The 18,908-nt window shown below is 60.1% G+C and carries 20 protein-coding genes; 18 read left to right on the top strand and 2 right to left on the bottom strand.

Translation table 11 applies throughout. From position 1 onward, the window contains the following. Positions 1-33: 33 nt before the first annotated feature. Positions 34-1,632, bottom strand: coding sequence for a peptide ABC transporter substrate-binding protein (locus ACSQ3J_RS12925; RefSeq protein ID WP_060502602.1), 1,599 nt, complete (start codon positions 1,630-1,632; stop codon positions 34-36). A 650-nt stretch (positions 1,633-2,282) separates the two neighbouring features. Between ACSQ3J_RS12925 and fba the strand changes: the two genes are divergently transcribed. The 4 genes from fba (at position 2,283) to ACSQ3J_RS12945 (ending at position 5,601) form a co-directional block, all read left to right on the top strand. Then, on the top strand, positions 2,283-3,329 hold the full coding sequence (fba, locus tag ACSQ3J_RS12930; protein ID WP_060502603.1) for a class II fructose-bisphosphate aldolase: 1,047 nt from the start codon (positions 2,283-2,285) through the stop codon (positions 3,327-3,329). Between the two features lie 53 nt (positions 3,330-3,382). Next, positions 3,383-4,150 carry an SDR family oxidoreductase gene (locus tag ACSQ3J_RS12935; RefSeq protein WP_060502604.1) on the top strand — a complete coding sequence of 256 codons (768 nt, stop codon included), beginning with the start codon at positions 3,383-3,385 and terminating at the stop codon, positions 4,148-4,150. Further along, complete coding sequence (locus ACSQ3J_RS12940) at positions 4,119-4,670, top strand: gluconokinase (RefSeq protein ID WP_244481949.1); 552 nt, start codon at positions 4,119-4,121, stop codon at positions 4,668-4,670. Before ACSQ3J_RS12935 ends, ACSQ3J_RS12940 begins: the two co-directional genes overlap by 32 nt. Before the next feature lie 91 nt (positions 4,671-4,761). Then, the gene (locus tag ACSQ3J_RS12945) at positions 4,762-5,601 is read left to right on the top strand and encodes a fumarylacetoacetate hydrolase family protein (RefSeq protein WP_060502605.1); all 840 of its coding nucleotides are present in this window, start codon (positions 4,762-4,764) and stop codon (positions 5,599-5,601) included. Between the two features lie 60 nt (positions 5,602-5,661). Here ACSQ3J_RS12945 and phnF read toward each other — a convergent pair whose 3' ends face one another. Further along, on the bottom strand, positions 5,662-6,399 hold the full coding sequence (gene phnF / locus ACSQ3J_RS12950; RefSeq protein WP_060502606.1) for a phosphonate metabolism transcriptional regulator PhnF: 738 nt from the start codon (positions 6,397-6,399) through the stop codon (positions 5,662-5,664). An 85-nt stretch (positions 6,400-6,484) separates the two neighbouring features. Between phnF and phnG the strand changes: the two genes are divergently transcribed. From phnG to ACSQ3J_RS13020, 14 genes are all read left to right on the top strand, one after another. Beyond that, positions 6,485-6,952 carry a phosphonate C-P lyase system protein PhnG gene (phnG, locus tag ACSQ3J_RS12955; protein WP_060502607.1) on the top strand — a complete coding sequence of 156 codons (468 nt, stop codon included), beginning with the start codon at positions 6,485-6,487 and terminating at the stop codon, positions 6,950-6,952. Beyond that, positions 6,952-7,572, top strand: a complete 621-nt coding sequence (gene phnH / locus ACSQ3J_RS12960) for a phosphonate C-P lyase system protein PhnH (RefSeq protein WP_060502608.1) — start codon at positions 6,952-6,954, stop codon at positions 7,570-7,572. The genes phnG and phnH overlap by 1 nt, the downstream gene beginning before the upstream one ends. Before the next feature lie 3 nt (positions 7,573-7,575). Further along, on the top strand, positions 7,576-8,688 hold the full coding sequence (locus tag ACSQ3J_RS12965) for a carbon-phosphorus lyase complex subunit PhnI (protein WP_060502609.1): 1,113 nt from the start codon (positions 7,576-7,578) through the stop codon (positions 8,686-8,688). Then, positions 8,685-9,104, top strand: a complete 420-nt coding sequence (fosX, locus tag ACSQ3J_RS12970; RefSeq protein WP_060502610.1) for a FosX/FosE/FosI family fosfomycin resistance hydrolase — start codon at positions 8,685-8,687, stop codon at positions 9,102-9,104. Before ACSQ3J_RS12965 ends, fosX begins: the two co-directional genes overlap by 4 nt. Next, entirely contained in the window at positions 9,101-9,979 is an 879-nt protein-coding gene (locus ACSQ3J_RS12975; RefSeq protein WP_060502611.1) for an alpha-D-ribose 1-methylphosphonate 5-phosphate C-P-lyase PhnJ, read from the top strand. The genes fosX and ACSQ3J_RS12975 overlap by 4 nt, the downstream gene beginning before the upstream one ends. A 235-nt stretch (positions 9,980-10,214) precedes the next feature. Then, positions 10,215-10,991, top strand: coding sequence for a phosphonate C-P lyase system protein PhnK (gene phnK / locus ACSQ3J_RS12980; protein WP_037097042.1), 777 nt, complete (start codon positions 10,215-10,217; stop codon positions 10,989-10,991). Between the two features lie 64 nt (positions 10,992-11,055). Then, positions 11,056-11,763 (top strand): phosphonate C-P lyase system protein PhnL, encoded by a 708-nt coding sequence (phnL, locus tag ACSQ3J_RS12985; protein ID WP_060502612.1) that lies wholly within the window; start codon positions 11,056-11,058, stop codon positions 11,761-11,763. Next, positions 11,760-12,377, top strand: a complete 618-nt coding sequence (locus ACSQ3J_RS12990; RefSeq protein ID WP_060502613.1) for a DapH/DapD/GlmU-related protein — start codon at positions 11,760-11,762, stop codon at positions 12,375-12,377. Before phnL ends, ACSQ3J_RS12990 begins: the two co-directional genes overlap by 4 nt. 133 nt (positions 12,378-12,510) lie before the next feature. Then, positions 12,511-13,347: a phosphonate ABC transporter ATP-binding protein gene (phnC, locus tag ACSQ3J_RS12995; protein WP_060502614.1), complete on the top strand. Its 837-nt coding sequence runs from the start codon at positions 12,511-12,513 to the stop codon at positions 13,345-13,347. Positions 13,348-13,438: 91 nt separating this feature from the next. Further along, the gene (gene phnD, locus ACSQ3J_RS13000; protein WP_060512059.1) at positions 13,439-14,344 is read left to right on the top strand and encodes a phosphonate ABC transporter substrate-binding protein; all 906 of its coding nucleotides are present in this window, start codon (positions 13,439-13,441) and stop codon (positions 14,342-14,344) included. Positions 14,345-14,450: 106 nt separating this feature from the next. Beyond that, positions 14,451-15,413 carry a phosphonate ABC transporter, permease protein PhnE gene (gene phnE / locus ACSQ3J_RS13005; RefSeq protein ID WP_060502616.1) on the top strand — a complete coding sequence of 321 codons (963 nt, stop codon included), beginning with the start codon at positions 14,451-14,453 and terminating at the stop codon, positions 15,411-15,413. Positions 15,414-15,424: 11 nt separating this feature from the next. Further along, the gene (phnE, locus tag ACSQ3J_RS13010; RefSeq protein ID WP_060502617.1) at positions 15,425-16,933 is read left to right on the top strand and encodes a phosphonate ABC transporter, permease protein PhnE; all 1,509 of its coding nucleotides are present in this window, start codon (positions 15,425-15,427) and stop codon (positions 16,931-16,933) included. A gap of 113 nt (positions 16,934-17,046) precedes the next feature. Further along, positions 17,047-17,754 (top strand): DUF1045 domain-containing protein, encoded by a 708-nt coding sequence (locus ACSQ3J_RS13015; protein WP_060502618.1) that lies wholly within the window; start codon positions 17,047-17,049, stop codon positions 17,752-17,754. A 1-nt stretch (position 17,755) separates the two neighbouring features. Beyond that, positions 17,756-18,895: an alpha-D-ribose 1-methylphosphonate 5-triphosphate diphosphatase gene (locus ACSQ3J_RS13020; RefSeq protein ID WP_060502619.1), complete on the top strand. Its 1,140-nt coding sequence runs from the start codon at positions 17,756-17,758 to the stop codon at positions 18,893-18,895. Positions 18,896-18,908 lie beyond the last annotated feature (13 nt).

Below are 18,908 nucleotides of genomic sequence, written 5' to 3' on the forward strand. Positions count from 1 at the left end.
GCGGCGGCATCAGCCGCCGCGCGTCAAAATCCGTTATTCGGAAACGCTCAGGAAGCGGCTCAGATGCTGGTTTGCAGCATTGTCCTGCCAGCCCTTCACCCTGCTGGACACCAGCCAGAGGTCTGCCTGGGTCAGGAACGGCGCGACCGGCTGTTCCTTCATGAGGATGGCTTCAGCTTCATGAAGCGTTTTGGAGCGGGCCGCCGGATCGGTTTCCTCGTAGGACTTCTTCATCAGCGCGTCGAACTCAGGGTTCTCGAAATGGCTGTAGTTGAAGGTCTTGTTTGAGGAGGCGCTGAGCGCCAGGAAGTTTTCGGCGTCGGCATAGTCGGCAACCCAGCCAGCGCGGGCAACGTTGAACTTGCCGCCTTCCTGCAGATAGGCGTAGTGCGAGGAAACGTCGAGATTGACCAGCGACACCTTGGCGCCGAACGTGTTCTTCCACATGTCGGCGACAGCGGTTGCGACGCGTTCATGGTTCGGGTTGGTGTTGTAGCGGATTTCGATCTCGAGCGGCTTGCCGCCTTCGCCGTAGCCGGCTTCCTTCATCAGCTTGAGCGCTTCGTCTTCGCGGTCGAGCTGCGATTTGTCTGCAAAATCGGCCTTGGACGGATCACCGTAGCTTGCCATGCCCGGAGGCACCATCGAGTAGGACGGCAGCTGCGAGCCCGAATAAATTTCCTTGGCCAGGAAGTCACGGTCGACGGCCATGGACAGCGCGCGGCGGACGCGAACGTCGTCATAGGGCGCCTGGCGGGTGTCGAAGTTGTAGTAGTAGGTGGCGAGCGTCGGCGAAACGTGGACCTGATCGCCGTGAGCAGCGCGCAGGCGGTCCAGCTGGTCGGCCGAGAAGTTGTAGGCCAGATCCATTTCCTTGGCCTCAAACCGGCGTACGGAGGCTGCCTGGTCGTCGATCGGGTAGAAGATGACCTTGTCGATCTTGACGTTTGCCGCATCCCAGTAGGAGGCGTTCTTTTCAGTCGTCAGGCTGTCGTTCGGGGTATGGGCGACGAGCTTGTAGGCGCCGTTGGAGACCATCACGCCCGGCTTGACGAAATCGGCGCCGTTCTTTTCGACGCTGGCCTTGGAGACCGGCAGGGCGGTCTGGTGGGCGAGAAGCTCAAGGAAGAAGGGGGTCGGACGTTCAAGGGTGATTTCCAGCGTCTTGTCGTCGATGGCCTTCACGCCGAGCTGATCGACGGGCACTTCACCCTTGTTGATCTTCTGGGCATTCTTGATCGGGAAAAGGATGTTGGCATAGCCGGCTGCGGTCTTCGGATCTTCAACGCGCTGCAAGGAGAAGACGAAGTCGCCAGCGGTAACCGGGGAGCCGTCGGACCAGTTGGCATTGGCGCGCAGCTTGAAGGTGTAAACGAGACCATCGTCCGACAGATCCCAGGTTTCGGCAGCGCCGGGAACGATCTTGCCGGCAGCGTCATAGATCGTCAGGCCTTCGTAAAGGTCCTTCAGGATGAACTCTTCGATGTTGATCGAGGTGTGTGCCTGGTCGAGCGTTTGCGGCTCGCCGGCATTGCCCCGGTGCAGAACGGTTTCAGCGAGCGCGGGGCTCGCGCCAATGAGAATCGATCCAAGCAGCATCGCTGTACGGAGGTTGATTTTTGCAAAAGTCATTTTGTTCTCCTTCCCCTCTTTTTAGGTTGTGAAGCGGCGAGAGAATGCCAAATCTATTCCAAAGGCAAGGCTCTTTGTGTCGCGCCTAACGCCGCCATGTCGCTGACGGACAGATATTTATAGCGCCTCGGTTGCATTTCAATCGCGCCATTTTCCGGGAGGTTTGCGCTATCTGAACCGATGTTCCGGGAGGTTGCCGGTCATCAATGCGCAAGTTCGAGTATTATTTTTGGCAGTTTACGTAATATGTATTCGCGATCTGCTGTTCCGTCGAAATGAACTTGCATCCGTCCTTCTCGCAGCGGCGCGAAGTCCGCGAATGTGTGCGCTGGAACGTAACGGGTACATATATCGGGCGATCAACTTATAATTGTGTTCGCCGGTTTGTCAAAAAAATTCAGGATAATCTACGTGCAGCACTCGACCTGTAACGTTTCCGTAGGCCAGGCGGCACCATTTCCGCCGCGGCGGTGGTTGCCAAACCCGGATCATCAATTATGGTGCAGGCAAATCCGCTCCCAACATTCGCCAGGAGGCCTGGTCGCGATACCAGTTGGCTTTTGTAGGGAATACTTCTGCTCAAGCGGAGAATAAGGTGCGCGCGTCATGATCAGAAATGATGGCGCAGAGACAACGGGAGACTTCTGACTATGGCATTGATCACCTTGCGGCAGCTTTTGGACCACGCCGCCGAACACAATTACGCGCTGCCAGCGTTCAACGTGAACAATCTGGAATATATCCAGGCTGTCATGCGCGCCGCCGATGCCACGGATTCTCCGGTCATCCTGCAGGCAAGCCGCGGCGCCCGCGCCTATGCTGGCGACGCCTTCCTGCGTCATCTGATCCTAGGGGCCACGGAAGAATACCCGCATATTCCGGTCTGCCTGCATCTCGACCATGGCGACCAGCCCTCGACCTGCATCTCGGCAATCACCAACGGCTTTACGTCGGTGATGATGGACGGTTCGCTGCTCGCCGACGGCAAGTCGATCGCTTCCTATGAATACAATGTCGGCGTCACGGCTGAAGTCGTGAAGATCGCCCATGCTGCCGGCGTATCGGTTGAAGGTGAACTTGGCTGTCTCGGTAACCTGGAAACGGGCGCCGGCGAAAAGGAAGACGGCCATGGCTTCGAAGGCAAGCTGTCGCGCGAGGAACTGCTGACCGATCCGGAGCAGGCTTTCGACTTCGTCGAAAAGACCGGCGTCGATGCGCTGGCCGTCGCGATCGGCACCAGCCACGGCGCCTACAAGTTTACCCGCGCGCCGGACGGCGAAATCCTGTCGATCGACACCATCGCCAAAATCCACAAGCGCCTGCCGAACACCCATATGGTCATGCATGGTTCGTCCACCGTTCCGCAGGACCTGCAGGACCTGTTCAACGAATTCGGCGGCAAGATGAAGCAGACCTGGGGCGTGCCGCTCGCCGAAATCCAGAAGGCCATTCCGCTCGGCGTCCGCAAGGTCAATATCGATACGGACCTGCGCCTCGCCTTCACCGGCGAAATCCGCAAGCATCATCTGCAGAACCCGGACAATTTCGATCCGCGCAACTACCTGAAGCCGGCGACGGCCCGCATGGTCGAAGTCTGCAAGGAGCGCTTCATTGCCTTCAATGCCGCAGGCCAGGCTTCGAAAATCCGCGTCAAGCGTCTGCCCGATATGGCAAAGGCCTATTCAAAGGCCAGCTGAGAATGCATTGTGGCGGGAACCTTTCCCGCCACATCTTTCTTTGAGGCACCTGAATGAGCTTTCCGCTGTTTGACCTGTCCGGCCGGCGTGCGCTGATCACCGGCTCCAGCCAGGGTATCGGCTTTGCCTTGGCGGAAGGTCTTGCGGCGCATGGCGCCGAGATCGTCGTCAATGGCCGCGATGTCGAAAAGGTCGCTGCAGCCGTTTCTGCTTTGCGGGATAACGGCCATGTCGCCAATGCGGCGGCCTTCGATGTGACCGGCCGAGACTCAGCCGCCGAGGCGATTGCCATCATCGAAAGCGAAATCGGTGCGATCGATATCCTGATCAACAATGCCGGCATGCAGTTTCGCTCGCCGCTGGAGGATTTTCCGGCCGACAAGTGGGAGCAACTGCTGGCAACCAACATTTCCAGCGTCTTTTATGTCAGCCAGGCGGTGGCCCGGTTCATGATCGGCCGTGGCCGTGGCAAGATTATAAATATCGCCTCGGTCCAGAGCGAACTCGCCCGTCCCGGCATCGCGCCCTATACCGCGACCAAGGGTGCCGTCAAAAACCTGACGCGCGGAATGTGCGCCGACTGGGCGCGCCACGGATTGCAGATCAACGCAATCGCGCCCGGTTATTTCCGGACGCCGCTCAATCAGGCCCTGATCGACAATCCGGAGTTTTCAGATTGGCTGGAAAAGCGTACACCCGCAGCGCGCTGGGGCAATGTCGAAGAGCTGGTCGGCTCGGCTGTTTTCCTGGCGAGTAACGCGTCTTCCTTCGTGAATGGACACACACTTTATGTCGATGGTGGTATCACAACATCTCTCTGAAAATTCCGGCCTGCCGGTCATCGTCATGGGTGTCAGCGGCTGCGGCAAGACTTCGGTTGGTGAACGGCTGGCCGCTGCCTTGAATTGCGGGTTCATCGAGGGCGACAGCCTGCATCCGCCTGCCAATATCGAGAAAATGTCGGCTGGCATCCCGCTGGATGATGACGACCGCTGGCCTTGGCTCGATATCATCGGCGGTTTGGTCGGCGATAGTGTTGCGCGTGGCGAGCGGGTTATCGTGTCCTGTTCGGCGCTGAAGAAAATCTACCGCGACCGGTTGCGGGCTGCGGCTGGTGGCCATCTGGCTTTCGTTTTTCTGGAGGGATCGCGCGCCGTTTTCGACAAACGCATGAAGGCTCGCGCCGGTCATTTCATGCCGTCTTCCCTACTCGACAGCCAGTTCGCAGCGCTGGAGCCGCCGATTGTCGAACCGGGTGTCGTGACCGTCGATGTCGATCTGCCGCTTGCTAATATCGTCGAAAAGGCGCTGGCCGGACTGCAAGATTTGTCGACACGCTGAGGCGCCCTTCCGGGCAAAAGCGCTTTACAACGCTGCCTGCCTTTGATCTGTCAGACGCCAATATTGTCTGGATTTCAAGGGAAGAGGAACGATGAAACTTTTGCGCTATGGGCCGCTTGGCTCCGAAAAGCCGGGTGTTCTCGACAAGGACGGCCAGATTCGCGACCTGAGCAGCGTGATCGCCGACATCGGCGGCGAGGCGATCAGCGACATAGGCTGGGCGAAGGGGCTGGATATTGACAGCCTGCCCGTGGTTGGCGGCAGCCCGCGGTTGGGCGCCTGCGTTGCTGGCACCGGCAAATTCATCTGCATCGGCCTGAACTATGCCGATCATGCCGCCGAAACTGGGGCAACCGTGCCGCCAGAACCGGTGATCTTCATGAAAGCGACATCGGCAATCGTCGGCCCGAACGATGACGTGCTTATTCCGCGCGGATCGGAAGCGACGGATTGGGAGGTCGAACTCGGCGTGATTATCGGCAAGAAAGCCAAATACGTGTCCGAATCCGATGCACTGGAGCATGTTGCCGGTTACTGCGTCATCAACGACGTGTCCGAGCGCGATTTCCAGACCAAGCGCTCCGGCCAGTGGACCAAGGGAAAATCCTGCGACACGTTTGGCCCGACCGGTCCGTGGCTTGTGACCAGGGACGAGATTGCCGATCCGCAGAACCTGAAGATGTGGCTGACGGTCAATGGCGTCAGCAAGCAGAACGGGTCGTCGAAGACCATGGTTTATGGCGTTGCGCATGTGGTCAGCTATCTCAGCCAGTTCATGACCCTGCATCCCGGCGATATCATTTCAACCGGCACGCCGCCGGGCGTCGGCATGGGCTTCAAGCCGCCACAATATCTGAAGGCCGGCGATGTCGTCGAGCTCGGGATCGAAGGCCTCGGCACGCAGAAGCAGACTTTCGTTGCCGACGTTTGATTGCTGCGGTTAACCTTGGTAAGGGCGCGGTGTTTCGGCACGGCGCCCTTTTTCATGCGCTCACGTATCGATCTTCAGCTTGACGCGATCGGCGGCGAAGCGGGTGCGGGAAAATTGCACCGGCACGCCCTCCGGGTCGGCATTGATGGCGGTTGCCTCAATGACGATGGCGCCGGGGGAAAGGCGAAGTAGCGCCAGTTCCGCCGCATCGGCGTGGCGCGCCACCAGTTCGGTTGAGACGCGCACGTAATCCACCAATCCCTGCGCCATGAAGGCCTTGGTAATCGAGTGCAGGCGTTCGAATTCTTCGGCCATGGCCGGAAACCGGCCTTGTGGGAAGAAACTGGTGGAGCAGGAAACCGGCCGCCCATCGGCGCTGCTGACCAGATCAAGCTGGATGCAGGACGCGCCAGGGGGAATTTTCAGGCCGGCGGCGACTTCGCCAGCGGCCGGCAAAACCGCTTGGGCCAGAAGCTTTGCCTCGGTCTCGCGGGCCTGACCTCCCAGCCCTTGTGAAAACCGGGTGCGCCGCGAAATCGGAAAACTCAGCCGCTCCTTGCGCTGGATTATCGTGCCCCGGCCCTGAATCGCTTGCACCAGTCCTTCATCGGCAAGCGCGGCGAGAGCGCTGCGCACCGTATGACGGTTGACACCGAACTGTGCGGCGAGCACAATTTCGGGTGGCACCATGCCCGTCTGGTCGTAGTCGCCATTGCTGATCGATAACCGGATAAGATCGGCGATCTGCCGCCACAATGCGACCCCGGTCTGACGCTCAACCGCTTTTTTAGCATTCATGTCACAAGCCCGTCATGTGGACATTCTAAAAGCAGAACATCAAATGTATTGTTGTCTATATTAATAGACATTTCGGACGGAAGCAATGGACGCGATCAAAGAAAATACCGGCACGGCGGTGAGCGAGCGAAAGCGGGCGATGGGCCTGCTCGCCCGTGCTTCCACGGAAGAACTACAGGCAAGCTGGCTGGCGATCGAGCCCAAGCCGGAGGTGCATCCTGTGCGCGGGCCTGAAACCGGCCTCGTCATGGTGCGTGGTCGCGTCGGCGGTGGCGGCGATCCCTTCAATCTCGGAGAAGCGACGGTGAGCCGCGCAACGGTGCGTCTCGCCTCGGGCGAAATCGGCCATGGGCAGTTGCTCGGCAATGACCGGGAAAAGGCGCGCCTCGCTGCGATCTTCGATGCGCTTCATCAGCGGCCGGAACATCGGCCGGCTGTCGACCAGCTAATTGATGCGGTGGAAAGCCGCATTCAAGCCGAAGACCGCAAACATGCCGAACAAACGGCGGCGACACGGGTCGATTTCTTCACCATGGTCCGGGGAGACAACTGATGGGCGCTCAAACCGAAATCCATGCCAGCGCCTATGCCGGCGCGTTCGCCGATCCGGTCTTCCAGTCGCAGTCGGTGTTCCGCGCGCTGATGGATGCCATGGCGCGTCCGGGCACGATCACGCCGCTCGGCGCCTCTGCCACGCCGCCCGCACCGCTCGGTGCCGGTGCCGGAGCAATCGCGCTGACGCTTTGCGATGACGGCACGCCCGTATGGCTGACAAATGCCCTGGTTCAATCATCTGTTCCCGCCTGGCTGTCCTTCCACGCTAGCGCGCCGGTGACAAACGTCAAGCCGGAGGCACGTTTCGTTTTCATCGAGGCTGGCGGTATTGTTCCGGGCTTCGATCAGTTTGCGCTCGGCACGCAGGAATATCCTGACCGTTCGGCCACTCTGGTGATCGAGATCGCCTCGCTGACCGGCGGACCGGAGTTTGTTGCCGCGGGACCGGGCATCAAGGATGAAACCATCATCGCGCCTAAAGGCCTGCCGGATATCTTCCTGACGCTCTGGGCGGAAAACCAGGGCCTGTTCCCTCGCGGCGTCGATCTGATCCTCGTTGCCGGCACCGATGTCCTGTGCCTGCCGCGCACCACAAAACTTCGCCGCCGGGAGGTCTGAACCATGTATGTTGCTGTCAAGGGCGGCGAAGCCGCTATCGCCAATGCGCATCAGCTTCTCGCCGACCGCCGCCGCGGTGACCGGTCTCTACCGGCCATCTCGATCGACCAGATCGTCGCGCAGCTCGGCCTTGCGGTCGACCGCGTGATGGCGGAAGCCTCGCTCTACGATCGGGAGCTCGCTGCTCTTGCCGTCCGTCAGGCGCGCGGAGACATGATCGAGGCGATCTTCATTCTGCGCGCCTATCGCACCACCTTGCCGCGTTTCGGCATGTCGGTGCCGGTGGATACCGCAAAAATGAAGATCGAGCGCCGCATTTCGGCGACCTACAAGGACTTGCCCGGCGGCCAACTGCTCGGCCCGACATTCGACTACACCCACCGCCTGCTCGACCCGTCGCTGCTGACCGATGAGCCGGTTGCTGAACCCCTGCGCCGGACGGTAGACGAAAGCTCGATGATGCGGGTGTCCGACATCCTTGCCGGCGAGGGCCTGATCGAGAGCGACGGCCATATGCCGGAGGATCACGTGCCGGGCGACCTGACACGCGAGCCGCTGGAATTTCCGCTGAACCGCGATTTGCGCCTGCAGGCTTTGGCGCGCGGCGACGAAGGCTTTTTGCTGGCGCTCGCCTACTCGACCCAGCGTGGTTACGCCCGCACTCATCCCTTCGTTGGCGAGGTCCGCATCGGCGAGGTCGAGGTCGAGCTCGATATTCCCGAACTTGGTTTTGCCGTATCGCTCGGCCCGGTCCAGGTGACCGAGTGCCAGATGGTCAACCAGTTCCAAGGCTCGGCCAAGAACCCACCGCAGTTTACCCGCGGTTACGGCCTGGTGTTTGGCCAGAGCGAACGCAAGGCGATGGCGATGTCGCTGGTCGACCGGGCGCTTCGCGCAGAGGAATTTGGTGAGGATATTGTCGCCCCGGCGCAGGACGAGGAATTCGTCATCTCGCATTCCGACAACGTCCAGGCGACCGGTTTCGTCGAGCACTTGAAACTTCCGCACTATGTGGACTTCCAGGCCGAACTCGATCTCGTCCGCCGTATGCGCGCCGAGTACGATGCACGCAACGGGGTGGAGAAGAATGATCCCATCCGGGATGCGGCCGAATGATAGAGGACCTCTCCCACATCACCTTCGTCGTCAGCGATCTTGAGAGGATGACCGGCATTCTCCAGACCGTCTTCGGCGCGAAACAGGTCTATGCCAGTGATGAGATGCAGTTCTCGCGATCTGCGGAAAAGTTCTTCACGATCGGCGATCTCTGGATCGCCATCATGCAGGGCGAGAGCCTGAGCGAGCGCACCTACAACCACGTCGCGTTCAAGATCCGTGACGAGGATATCGACATCTATCTGGAGCGCATCCAGTCGCTCGGCCTTGACCTCATGCCACCACGGCCGCGTGTCGAAGGTGAGGGCCGCTCGATCTATTTCCATGATGCCGACAATCATCTGTTTGAACTTCACACCGGCACGCTCGCCGAGCGGCTGGATACCTATTCCCGTTTGAAGGAGGCAGCCGAATGACTGACCTTGCCACCTACAATTTCGCTTACCTCGACGAACAGACCAAGCGGATGATCCGCCGGGCGATCCTCAAGGCGATTTCGATACCCGGCTATCAGGTTCCGTTTGCATCGCGCGAAATGCCGATGCCCTATGGCTGGGGCACCGGTGGCGTGCAGGTCACGGCGGCGATCCTCGGACCAAAGGATGTGCTGAAGGTCATCGACCAGGGCGCCGACGACACGACCAATGCCGTCTCTATCCGCGCCTTCTTCCAGAAGGTTGCCAATGTCGCAGTGACCACCAAAACCCGCGAAGCGACGATCATCCAGACGCGCCACCGCATTCCCGAGGAGACGCTGACGGCCGGTCAGACGCTGGTTTATCAGGTTCCGATTCCCGAACCGCTGCGTTTCCTCGAGCCGCGCGAGACCGAAACCCGCAAGATGCATGCGCTGGAAGAATACGGCCTCATGCATGTGAAGCTTTATGAGGATATCGCCCGCAACGGCCACATCGCCACGACCTATGCCTATCCGGTCAAGGTCGAAGGCCGCTACGTCATGGATCCGTCGCCGACCCCAAAATTCGACAATCCGAAAATGCACATGTCGGAAGCGCTGCAGCTGTTCGGTGCCGGACGTGAAAAGCGCATCTACGCGGTTCCGCCCCATACCGACGTCGTCAGCCTCGATTTCGAGGATCATCCGTTCGAGATCCAGCATTTCGACAAGCCCTGCGCGCTGTGCGGCGCCGAGCACGTCTATCTCGATGAAGTCGTTCTCGACGACAAGGGCGGACGTATGTTCGTCTGCTCGGACACCGACCATTGCGAGGATCGCCGCGAGCATGGTCATGCGGGCGAGATGCTGGCGCGGCAGGAGGCGGCCGAATGAGGGGTTTGGTAGCGTATTCGGCTTGCAAGCTGCCGCAGGCTCCCACTTCTCCCCAGCGGGGAGAAGTGCCGAGCGAAAGCGAGGTGATGAGGGGACCTTTCCGCACACTCCGAAATGGCCGCACCGCCCCCTCATCCGGCCCTGCCGGCCACCTTCTCCCCGCTGGGGAGAAGAGGAAGCAAGCCGCCGCTCGCCTTCCTTCAAGCACTTACTTGCTCAACATGGAAATCGCCCCATGACCCAGACACCGCTTCTCAAAGTCAACGACGTGTCGAAATTCTACGGCAGCCGCATCGGATGCCGCAATGTATCCTTCGAGCTGTGGCCCGGTGAAGTTCTTGCCATCGTTGGTGAATCCGGCTCAGGCAAGACAACGTTGCTGTCCTGTCTCTCCACCCGGCTGATGCCCAGTTCCGGCATTGTCGAATACCATATGCGCGACGGCCAGTACCGCGATCTTGCCCGTATGGGGGAGGCGGAGCGCCGCTTCCTGATGCGCACCGATTGGGGCTTCGTGCACCAGAACCCGGCCGATGGCCTGCGCATGACGGTGTCTGCCGGTGCCAATGTCGGCGAGCGGCTGATGGCGGTCGGTGATCGGCACTATGGCAATATCCGCGCTACGGCCGCCGACTGGCTGCGCCGCGTCGAGATCGAGGAAGACCGCATCGACGATCAGCCGCGGTCGTTCTCGGGCGGCATGCGCCAGCGCCTGCAGATCGCCCGCAACCTCGTCACGTCCCCGCGTCTGGTGTTCATGGACGAGCCGACCGGAGGTCTTGATGTCTCTGTTCAGGCCCGCCTGCTCGATCTGGTGCGCGGCCTCGTGCACGACCTCGGCCTTTCGGCGATCATCGTTACCCATGACCTTGCGGTCGCACGCCTTCTGTCCCACCGGATGATGGTGATGAAGGATGGTTTGGTGATCGAGCAGGGCCTGACCGACCGGGTGCTTGACGATCCGCGCGAGCCGTACACCCAGCTCCTCGTTTCCTCCATTCTGCAGGTCTGAGCATGGTTCCGAAAAGTGGAAACCGGTTTTCGGACCAAACCATGCTCCAAAAGGAGAAATAGTCATGGCCACTCCCCTCGTTGTTTCCGAAGTCGCCAAAAGCTTCACCATGCACCTGCGCGACGGTATCCGACTGCCGGTCGTCAATGGCGTGTCGTTCTCCGTCAAGAAGGGCGAGTGCGTCGTGCTCGGCGGTCCGTCCGGTGTCGGCAAGAGTTCGATCCTGAAAATGCTCTACGGCAACTATGCCGTTGATGCTGGCCAGATCCTGATCGAGCATCAGGGCCACCTGGTCGATCTCGCTCATGCAGCCCCCCGCGCGGTGCTGGAAGTCCGGCGTGATACGCTGGGTTATGTCAGTCAGTTCCTGCGCGTCGTTCCGCGCGTGTCGGCACTCGATGTCGTTGCCGAACCGCTTCTGGCGCGCGGGGTCGAGCAGGCCGCAGCGCGTGAAAAAGCGTCCGGCCTGCTGGCGAAACTCAACCTGCCGCGTGAACTCTGGCAATTGCCGCCAGCCACTTTCTCGGGTGGTGAGCAGCAGCGTGTCAACATTGCCCGTGGCTTCATTACGGATCATGCGATTCTGCTGCTCGACGAGCCGACGGCATCGCTTGACGCGACAAACCGCCGTGTCGTTGTCGAGATGATAGCCGCCAAGAAGGCCGAGGGTGTTGCCCTGCTCGGTATCTTCCATGACGAGGAAGTGCGTGACGCCGTCGCCGACCGCATCCTTGATGTATCTGCCTTCTCGCCGCGAAAGGCTGCCGCATGAGCCAGAAGCTGAGCGAAGAGCCGACGATCCATGCAACTGCCACCGTCAACCAGTCGACGCTTGGCCGTTACACGGAAGTCGGTGATCGTTGCCGCCTCGACGAGGTCGAGTTCGGGGATTATTCCTATATCGAGCGCGACGGCATGATCTGGTGCGCGACGATCGGAAAATTCGCCAATCTGGCGGCATCCGTTCGCATCAATGCCACCAACCATCCGACCTGGCGGGCGACGCTGCACCATTTCACCTACCGCGCCTCGAACTACTGGCCGGACGCGGACATGGAGCAGGATTTCTTTGCCTGGCGGCGCGAAAACCGCGTCGTCATCGGCCATGATGTCTGGATCGGCCATGGTGCGACGGTGCTGCCCGGGGTCACGATCGGCAACGGCGCGGTCGTCGGTTCGGGAGCGGTCGTCTCCAAGGATGTCGAACCCTACACCATCGTCGGAGGCGTTCCGGCCAAACTGATCCGCGAGCGTTTCGGCAAGGATATTGCCGGCCGTTTCGAAAAACTGGCCTGGTGGGATTGGGATCACGGCAAGCTGCGCGATGCCCTCGACGATTTCAGAATGCTCGATGCGGACGCATTCCTTGCCCGTCACAATGCCTGACGTTTGCAGCACCAATCCCCGCCTGTGCGGGGATTGTGGACTGTAACGAAAACGACATCAAACTGACATTCCCCCTTCATCAACCGCCATTATGGCAAGGGCCTATTGTGCCACTGCCAAAGGACGACTGCTCATGTTTCAGCTGAAGAATGTAACACGTCAGTTCGGCAAGAAAATTGCCGTCAACTCGGTTACCTTCGACATCCCGCAGGGCCAGATGGTCGGCATCATCGGCCGGTCCGGTGCGGGCAAGTCGACACTGCTCCGGATGATCAATCGTCTCAATGACGTTTCGTCCGGCTCCATCCATTTCGGCGCTCTGGAAGTGTCGTCGCTGCGCGGTGCAGCGCTTCGCAACTGGCAGCGCGATTGCGCCATGATTTTCCAGCAATTCAATCTGGTGCCACGTCTCGACGTGCTCACCAACGTCTTGCTCGGCCGCCTCAATCATCGCTCGACGGTGCTCAGCGTCCTCAACATGTTCACCCGTGAAGAGCGCATCATGGCAATCGGCGCGCTGGAACGTCTGGGCATCGAACAGACGGCGCTGCAGCCCGCAGGCACCCTGTCCGGCGGCCAGCAGCAGCGTGTTGCCATTGCCCGCGCCCTGATGCAGCAGCCGAAGATGCTGCTGGCCGACGAGCCGATCGCCTCGCTCGATCCGCTGAACGCCAAGATCGTCATGGATGCGCTGCGCGATATCAACGAGCGCGACGGCATCACCGTCGTCACCAACCTGCATACGCTGGATACGGCGCGAAACTACTGCGAGCGCATCATCGGAATGGCGCATGGGCAGGTCGTTTTCGATGGTCAGCCGCAGGAACTGACAGCTGCAGCCGTCGCTGAAATCTATGGCTCAGGCGCCGAGCTCGATGAATCGATGACATCGACAAGCATCAACATTCCTGCTGCGCAGGACAATGCGAAATCCGCCGGCGTCAAACCGCTGGCACTGGCCGGGCTCTAAGGAGCGAGCCGGGATCGAAAGCCCGCGTCAAGGGCAGAGCTTTGCAACCGAATGTGAACCGGCGCCGCCGGGATAACAGGAGAAGACCCTTATGTTGAAGAAAGCACTTTTGAGCGCCGTTGCGCTCTTTGCCCTCGTCGGCCACGTTCAGGCCGAAGACCTCAAGGAATTCCGCGTCGGCATCATCGGCGGTGAAAACGAAGCCGACCGCCTGCGCAATTACCAGTGCCTCGGCGATCACCTGAAGACGGCGCTGAATGTCGAGAAGGTCTCGTTCTTCCCGGCTGCCGACTATGACGGCGTTATCCAGGGCCTGCTCGGCGGCACGCTCGATTATGCAGAACTCGGTGCTTCCGGCTATGCCAAGATCTTCCTCGCCAAGGCTGACGCCGTCGAGCCGATCCTGACGACCGAACAGTCCGACGGTTCGACCGGCTACTACTCGATCATGGTTGCCCGCAAGGACAAGGGTTACACCAGCGTTGCCGATCTCAAGGGCAAGAAGCTCGGCTTTGCCGATCCGGACTCCACATCGGGCTACCTGATCCCGAGCGTGACCCTGCCGGAAACGATCGGCATGCCGGTCAAGGAATTCTTCGCTGAGACCGGTTTCGGCGGCGGCCATGAAAACCTCGTTCTCGAAGTGCTCAAGGGCACCTTCGATGCTGGCACGACCTTCGGTTCGGGCATTGGCGAGTTCAAGGACGGCTACACCTCCGGCAACCTGCACAAGATGGTCGAAAAGGGCGTTGTCGACATGAACGACCTAGTCGAACTGTGGCGCTCGCCGCTGATCCCGAACGGCCCGATCGTCGTTCGCACTTCGATGAACAATGACATGAAGGCAAAGTTCAAGCAGTTCATGCTCGATCTGCCGAAGACCGATGCAGCCTGCTTTGCCGGCGTCATGGGCGGCGACTTCAAGGGCTTCGTCGAAGTCAATTCGGACTTCTACAAGCCGATCATCGACGCTCGCAAGTCGACCATCGGCGGCTGATATCGCCCGCATTAAAAGCGCTGGCCGGCTATCCCGGCCAGCGCTCCTTGTTTAAGCAGTCTCGGGGCATGACGTCCTTCGAGGCCTCGTGTTTGCCGGAGACTTCATGGCCACGTCAGCGCTTTCCACGACCCTGAGCGACAATGGCGCCGTGGTCGAACGCCACTGGCAGGAGCTCAATCTCCGCCGCCGCACCTACACATTCCTTGGCCTTGCGCTGCTCGCCGTGGCGCTGTCCGGGTCGCTCTGGTTTGCCAATGCGACCAATGCCGGCAAGTTTTTCGACCGCCTGCCCTATTTCTTCGATTTCGTCGGCGACCTCGTGCCGCGCGATGGCGCCGAAATCGGCCGGGCGATGTTCGATCTGCCTTCGCCTTACGACGATGGCAGCCTGAAATACAATTATCCCGAAGGCCGGATGTATCTGACGGACAGCATCTATGTGCCCGAATATTTCTACAAAATGCTGGAAACGCTGAATATCGCGATCTTCTCGACCATCTTCGGCATGTTCTTCGGCTTCATCCTCTGTTTCTTTGCCGCCCGCAACCTGATGCCCAATCCCTGGGTTCGCGGCTTGGCCCGGCGCATCATGGAAATCCTGCGCGCCTTTCCGGAAGTGGTGATTGCCGGTTTCTTCCTCGCGATCCTGTCCCTCGGGCCGATCCCGGCAATGATCGCCGTTTCGATCCATACGGTCGGTGCGCTCGGCAAGTTGTTCTTTGAAGTGGTCGAAAATGCCGACATGAAGCCGGATGAAGGCCTGCGCGCTGCCGGTGGCAACTGGTTCGAGCGCGTCTGGTTCGGCATCGTGCCGCAGGTTTTGCCGAACTTCATGAGCTATTTCCTGCTGCGTCTCGAAATCAACGTGCGCGCTTCCACTATTATTGGTGCTGTCGGCGGCGGTGGTATCGGCGAGCCGTTGCGGCTGTCGATCAGCCAGGGTCATGAAGCCAAGACCTTGGCGATCATCATTCTTCTGTTCACGACGATCATTGCCGTCGATCAGTTTTCCGCATGGCTGCGCCGCCGCCTCGTTGGTGATCAGGCCTTCCAGTTGGCGCAATAGGAGGCGGCCCCATGACCGTAAACACGATGATGAACACCGCGCAGATGGACGCGATTGCTGCCCGTCACCCGCATCTTGTCAAAGGTTCGGCCAACAAGCGCATCCGCTCGATCCTGGTTTTCGCCGGTATTGGCCTCTACATGGTCTACAGCTGGTGGTTTTTCTCGATCGGCCAGGTTCTGGCCAACGCCAACTGGGGCATTGCCGGCACTTATCTGGCCGACTGGGTTTCCTATGAGGTCCGGCCTGACATCAAGATCGCGGCCGATGGCACGATGCAGGTCGTCTATCCGCGTTACTCGCCGCTCGGTCCCGACGCAAAGCCCGAATGGGTGAAGATCGAGACGAAGATGGTTGAGCGTACCATCGATGTCCCCGCCGCAGCACAACAGGCCGCTCCGAAAAAGAGTTCCAGCTTCAGCTTCATGGCACCGAATGCAGCCGTCGGAGGCAGCACCCAGGCAGGCGCCCGGGCGGAAACCCGGACCGAAGAAGTCGTCAGCCGCGCCACTGTCAATTTCAACAGCACCACCAGCATCGATGTAATCGACGGCAAGGTCACGGCCACGCATGGCGGCGAGACCCTGTTGATCGATCTTGAGCATTCCGCGGGTGTAACGCCGGAAGGCGCCCTTCCGGAATGGGCGACGCAGAAGCGTCCGGGTGAAAAGATCACGCTTGCCTTCGGGATGACCGGCTGGGCTGATGTCGACAAGGAAAAGATCAGCATCCACAACCGCTTTCCCGGCTGGGCAAACTTCATTTTCGATACCAACTCGCCGTTCTTCAACAAGTCCTTTGGCGAAGTGATGAGCCTGATCACCAGCGGCGAGCGTCTGGATCCAAGCCGTTCCAACCTCTCGCTCGCCTGGAACAACATCCTCTACAATTCCGAATGGCAGCATCTCGACGTCTGGACCAAGCTGCTGCAGACCATCGTCATGGCCTTTGTCGGCACACTGTTTGCCTCGATCATCGCGTTCCCGTTGTGCTTCCTCGCCGCGCGAAACATCACCCGCAATGGTTTGCTCAACCAGATTATAAAGCGGTTCTTCGACTTCCTGCGATCGGTGGACATGCTGATCTGGGCGCTATTTTTCACCCGCGCCTTCGGCCCCGGACCACTCGCCGGCATGTCGGCGATCTTCTTCACCGACACCGGTACGCTCGGAAAGCTCTATGCCGAAGCGCTGGAAAACATTGACGACAAGCAACGCGAGGGCGTGAAATCGGTCGGTGCTGCACCGCTTGCCGTGCAGCGGTTCGGGGTCTTGCCGCAGGTTCTGCCGGTCTTTGCCAGCCAGGCCTTGTATTTCTGGGAATCCAATACGCGCTCGGCGACCATCATCGGCGCTGTGGGTGCTGGCGGTATCGGCCTGAAACTGTGGGAGGCGATGCGGACGAATTCGGATTGGGAAAACGTCTGCTATATGGTTATTCTGATCCTCATCGTCGTCTTCATCTTCGACAGCGCCTCCAATTTTCTGCGCTCGCGTCTGATAGGCCAGAAAACACATTGAACTATGGGTGGCGGATCACTGCCACGATCACGATAATGTCACGAAGAGCGCGTAGCGACAGCGTCAATTCGGCTGTTCCAACGCTCCAGCGGCATCTCTGCAGGGAATGACCAGTGCGCTACGCATTCTATATCTCGCCCGATGAAAACGCCCCGTTGACGGCTGCCGCAGAACGGTGGCTGGGAGCGAACCCGTTTACGAGTGAAATTCATGAGCTCAAGCCCGCAGGTGATTTCAGTGCCGCGGAATTGACCGCCCTGACGGCCGACCCGCGCCGCTACGGCTTTCACGGAACGCTGAAGGCACCCTTCCTGCTGGCGCCGGGCAAAACCGAAGCGCAGCTTCTGGAGGATTTTCAGGCGTTTTCTGAAAAATGCCCGCCGTTCGACATTCCGGAAATGATGCTCGGCCAGCTGGGCCCGTTCTTCGCCCTTGTGCCGGCGGCCGATTGTCCAGAACTGCAGGCTCTGGCCGACGAGACCGTGCGGTATTTTTCTCCTTTCCGCGCGCCGTTGTCTGACGCTGATATCGCCCGTCGCAAGCCCGAAACACTCGGCTCGGTGATGCGCAGCAATCTGCTGGAATGGGGATATCCCTACGTCTTCGAGAGCTTCCGTTTTCATATGACGCTGACGGGCGCGGTGCCGGTTGAACGGCAGGGAGCGATGCGGGCGCTGCTGGAAGAAGCCTTCGCACCCTTTATCGGCAAGCCGCTTGCGGTGACGACGCTGGCACTGTTCACCGAACCCGAACGCGGCGCGCCCTTCACAGTTCACTCGCTTTTGCCGCTCGGCGGCACGTCCAAACGAAAGATGGCATGACATGACCGTTGAAACCGTTCTCTCCAACGCCCGCATCGTCCTTGAGGACCAGATTCTCAACGGCTCGGTCCTGATCCGTGACGGCAAGATCGCCGACATCTCGGAAGGTGCCAGCCGTACCGGTGAGGATTTCGAAGGCGATTATCTCATTCCCGGCCTGGTCGAACTTCATACAGATCATCTGGAGGCCCATTATTCGCCGCGCCCCGGCGTTCGCTGGCTGAAGATGGCGGCGATCCAGGCGCATGATGCGCAGGTCGTCACATCCGGCATCACTACCGTCTTCGATTGCCTGCGCATGGGCTCCGATGAGGATGGCGGCTTCGAGCAGGGCGAGATGCGCGACATGGCAAACGCGCTGGCGCAGGCAGCAAAGGAAAATCGCCTGCGTGCCGACCATCGCATTCATCTGCGCTGCGAAGTTTCGACAGACAACGTGATGGCACACTTCGTGGAATTCGAGAACGATCCGCAGGTCGGCCTCGTCTCGCTGATGGATCATGCCCCGGGTCAACGCCAGTTCCAGACGATGGAGCAGTACACGCTCTACTATAAGACCAAGCGGGGCCTTTCCGACGAGGCTTTCGCGGCGTTCTGCGCCCGCCAGCAGGCCTTGTCGGCCAAGTATGCCGGACCGCATCGCACCGAGATTGCCAAGGCCTGCGCCGAACGCGGCATCACCATTGCCAGCCATGATGACGCCACCTTGGCGCATGTCGAGGAATCCGTTGGCTTCGGCATTCGCCTTGCGGAATTCCCAACTAGCTTCGAAGCGGCCGAAGCTTCGCATGCGGCGGGCCTCAGCGTCTTGATGGGGGCTCCGAATATCGTTCGCGGCAAATCACATTCCGGCAACATTGCCGCCAAGGATCTTGCCGCACGCGGCGTTCTCGACGTGCTGTCGTCAGACTATGTGCCGTTCAGCCTGATCCATGCGCCGTTCGTTCTGGCGGATGAGTTGGAAACTGTCAGCCTGCCGCAGGCTCTGGCCATGGTTACCGCGACTCCCGCCCGCACCGTCGGTCTCAACGATCGCGGCCGTATCGCCACGGGCTTGCGTGCGGATATTGTGCGGGTCCAGCGCCATGACGGCATCCCGGTTGTTCGGTCGGTTTGGCGCGAAGGCAAGCGGGTCGCCTGATGCACGGGCAAGG

Source organism: Rhizobium sp. LjRoot98 (assembly GCF_964252935.1).
Classification (GTDB): domain Bacteria; phylum Pseudomonadota; class Alphaproteobacteria; order Rhizobiales; family Rhizobiaceae; genus Pararhizobium.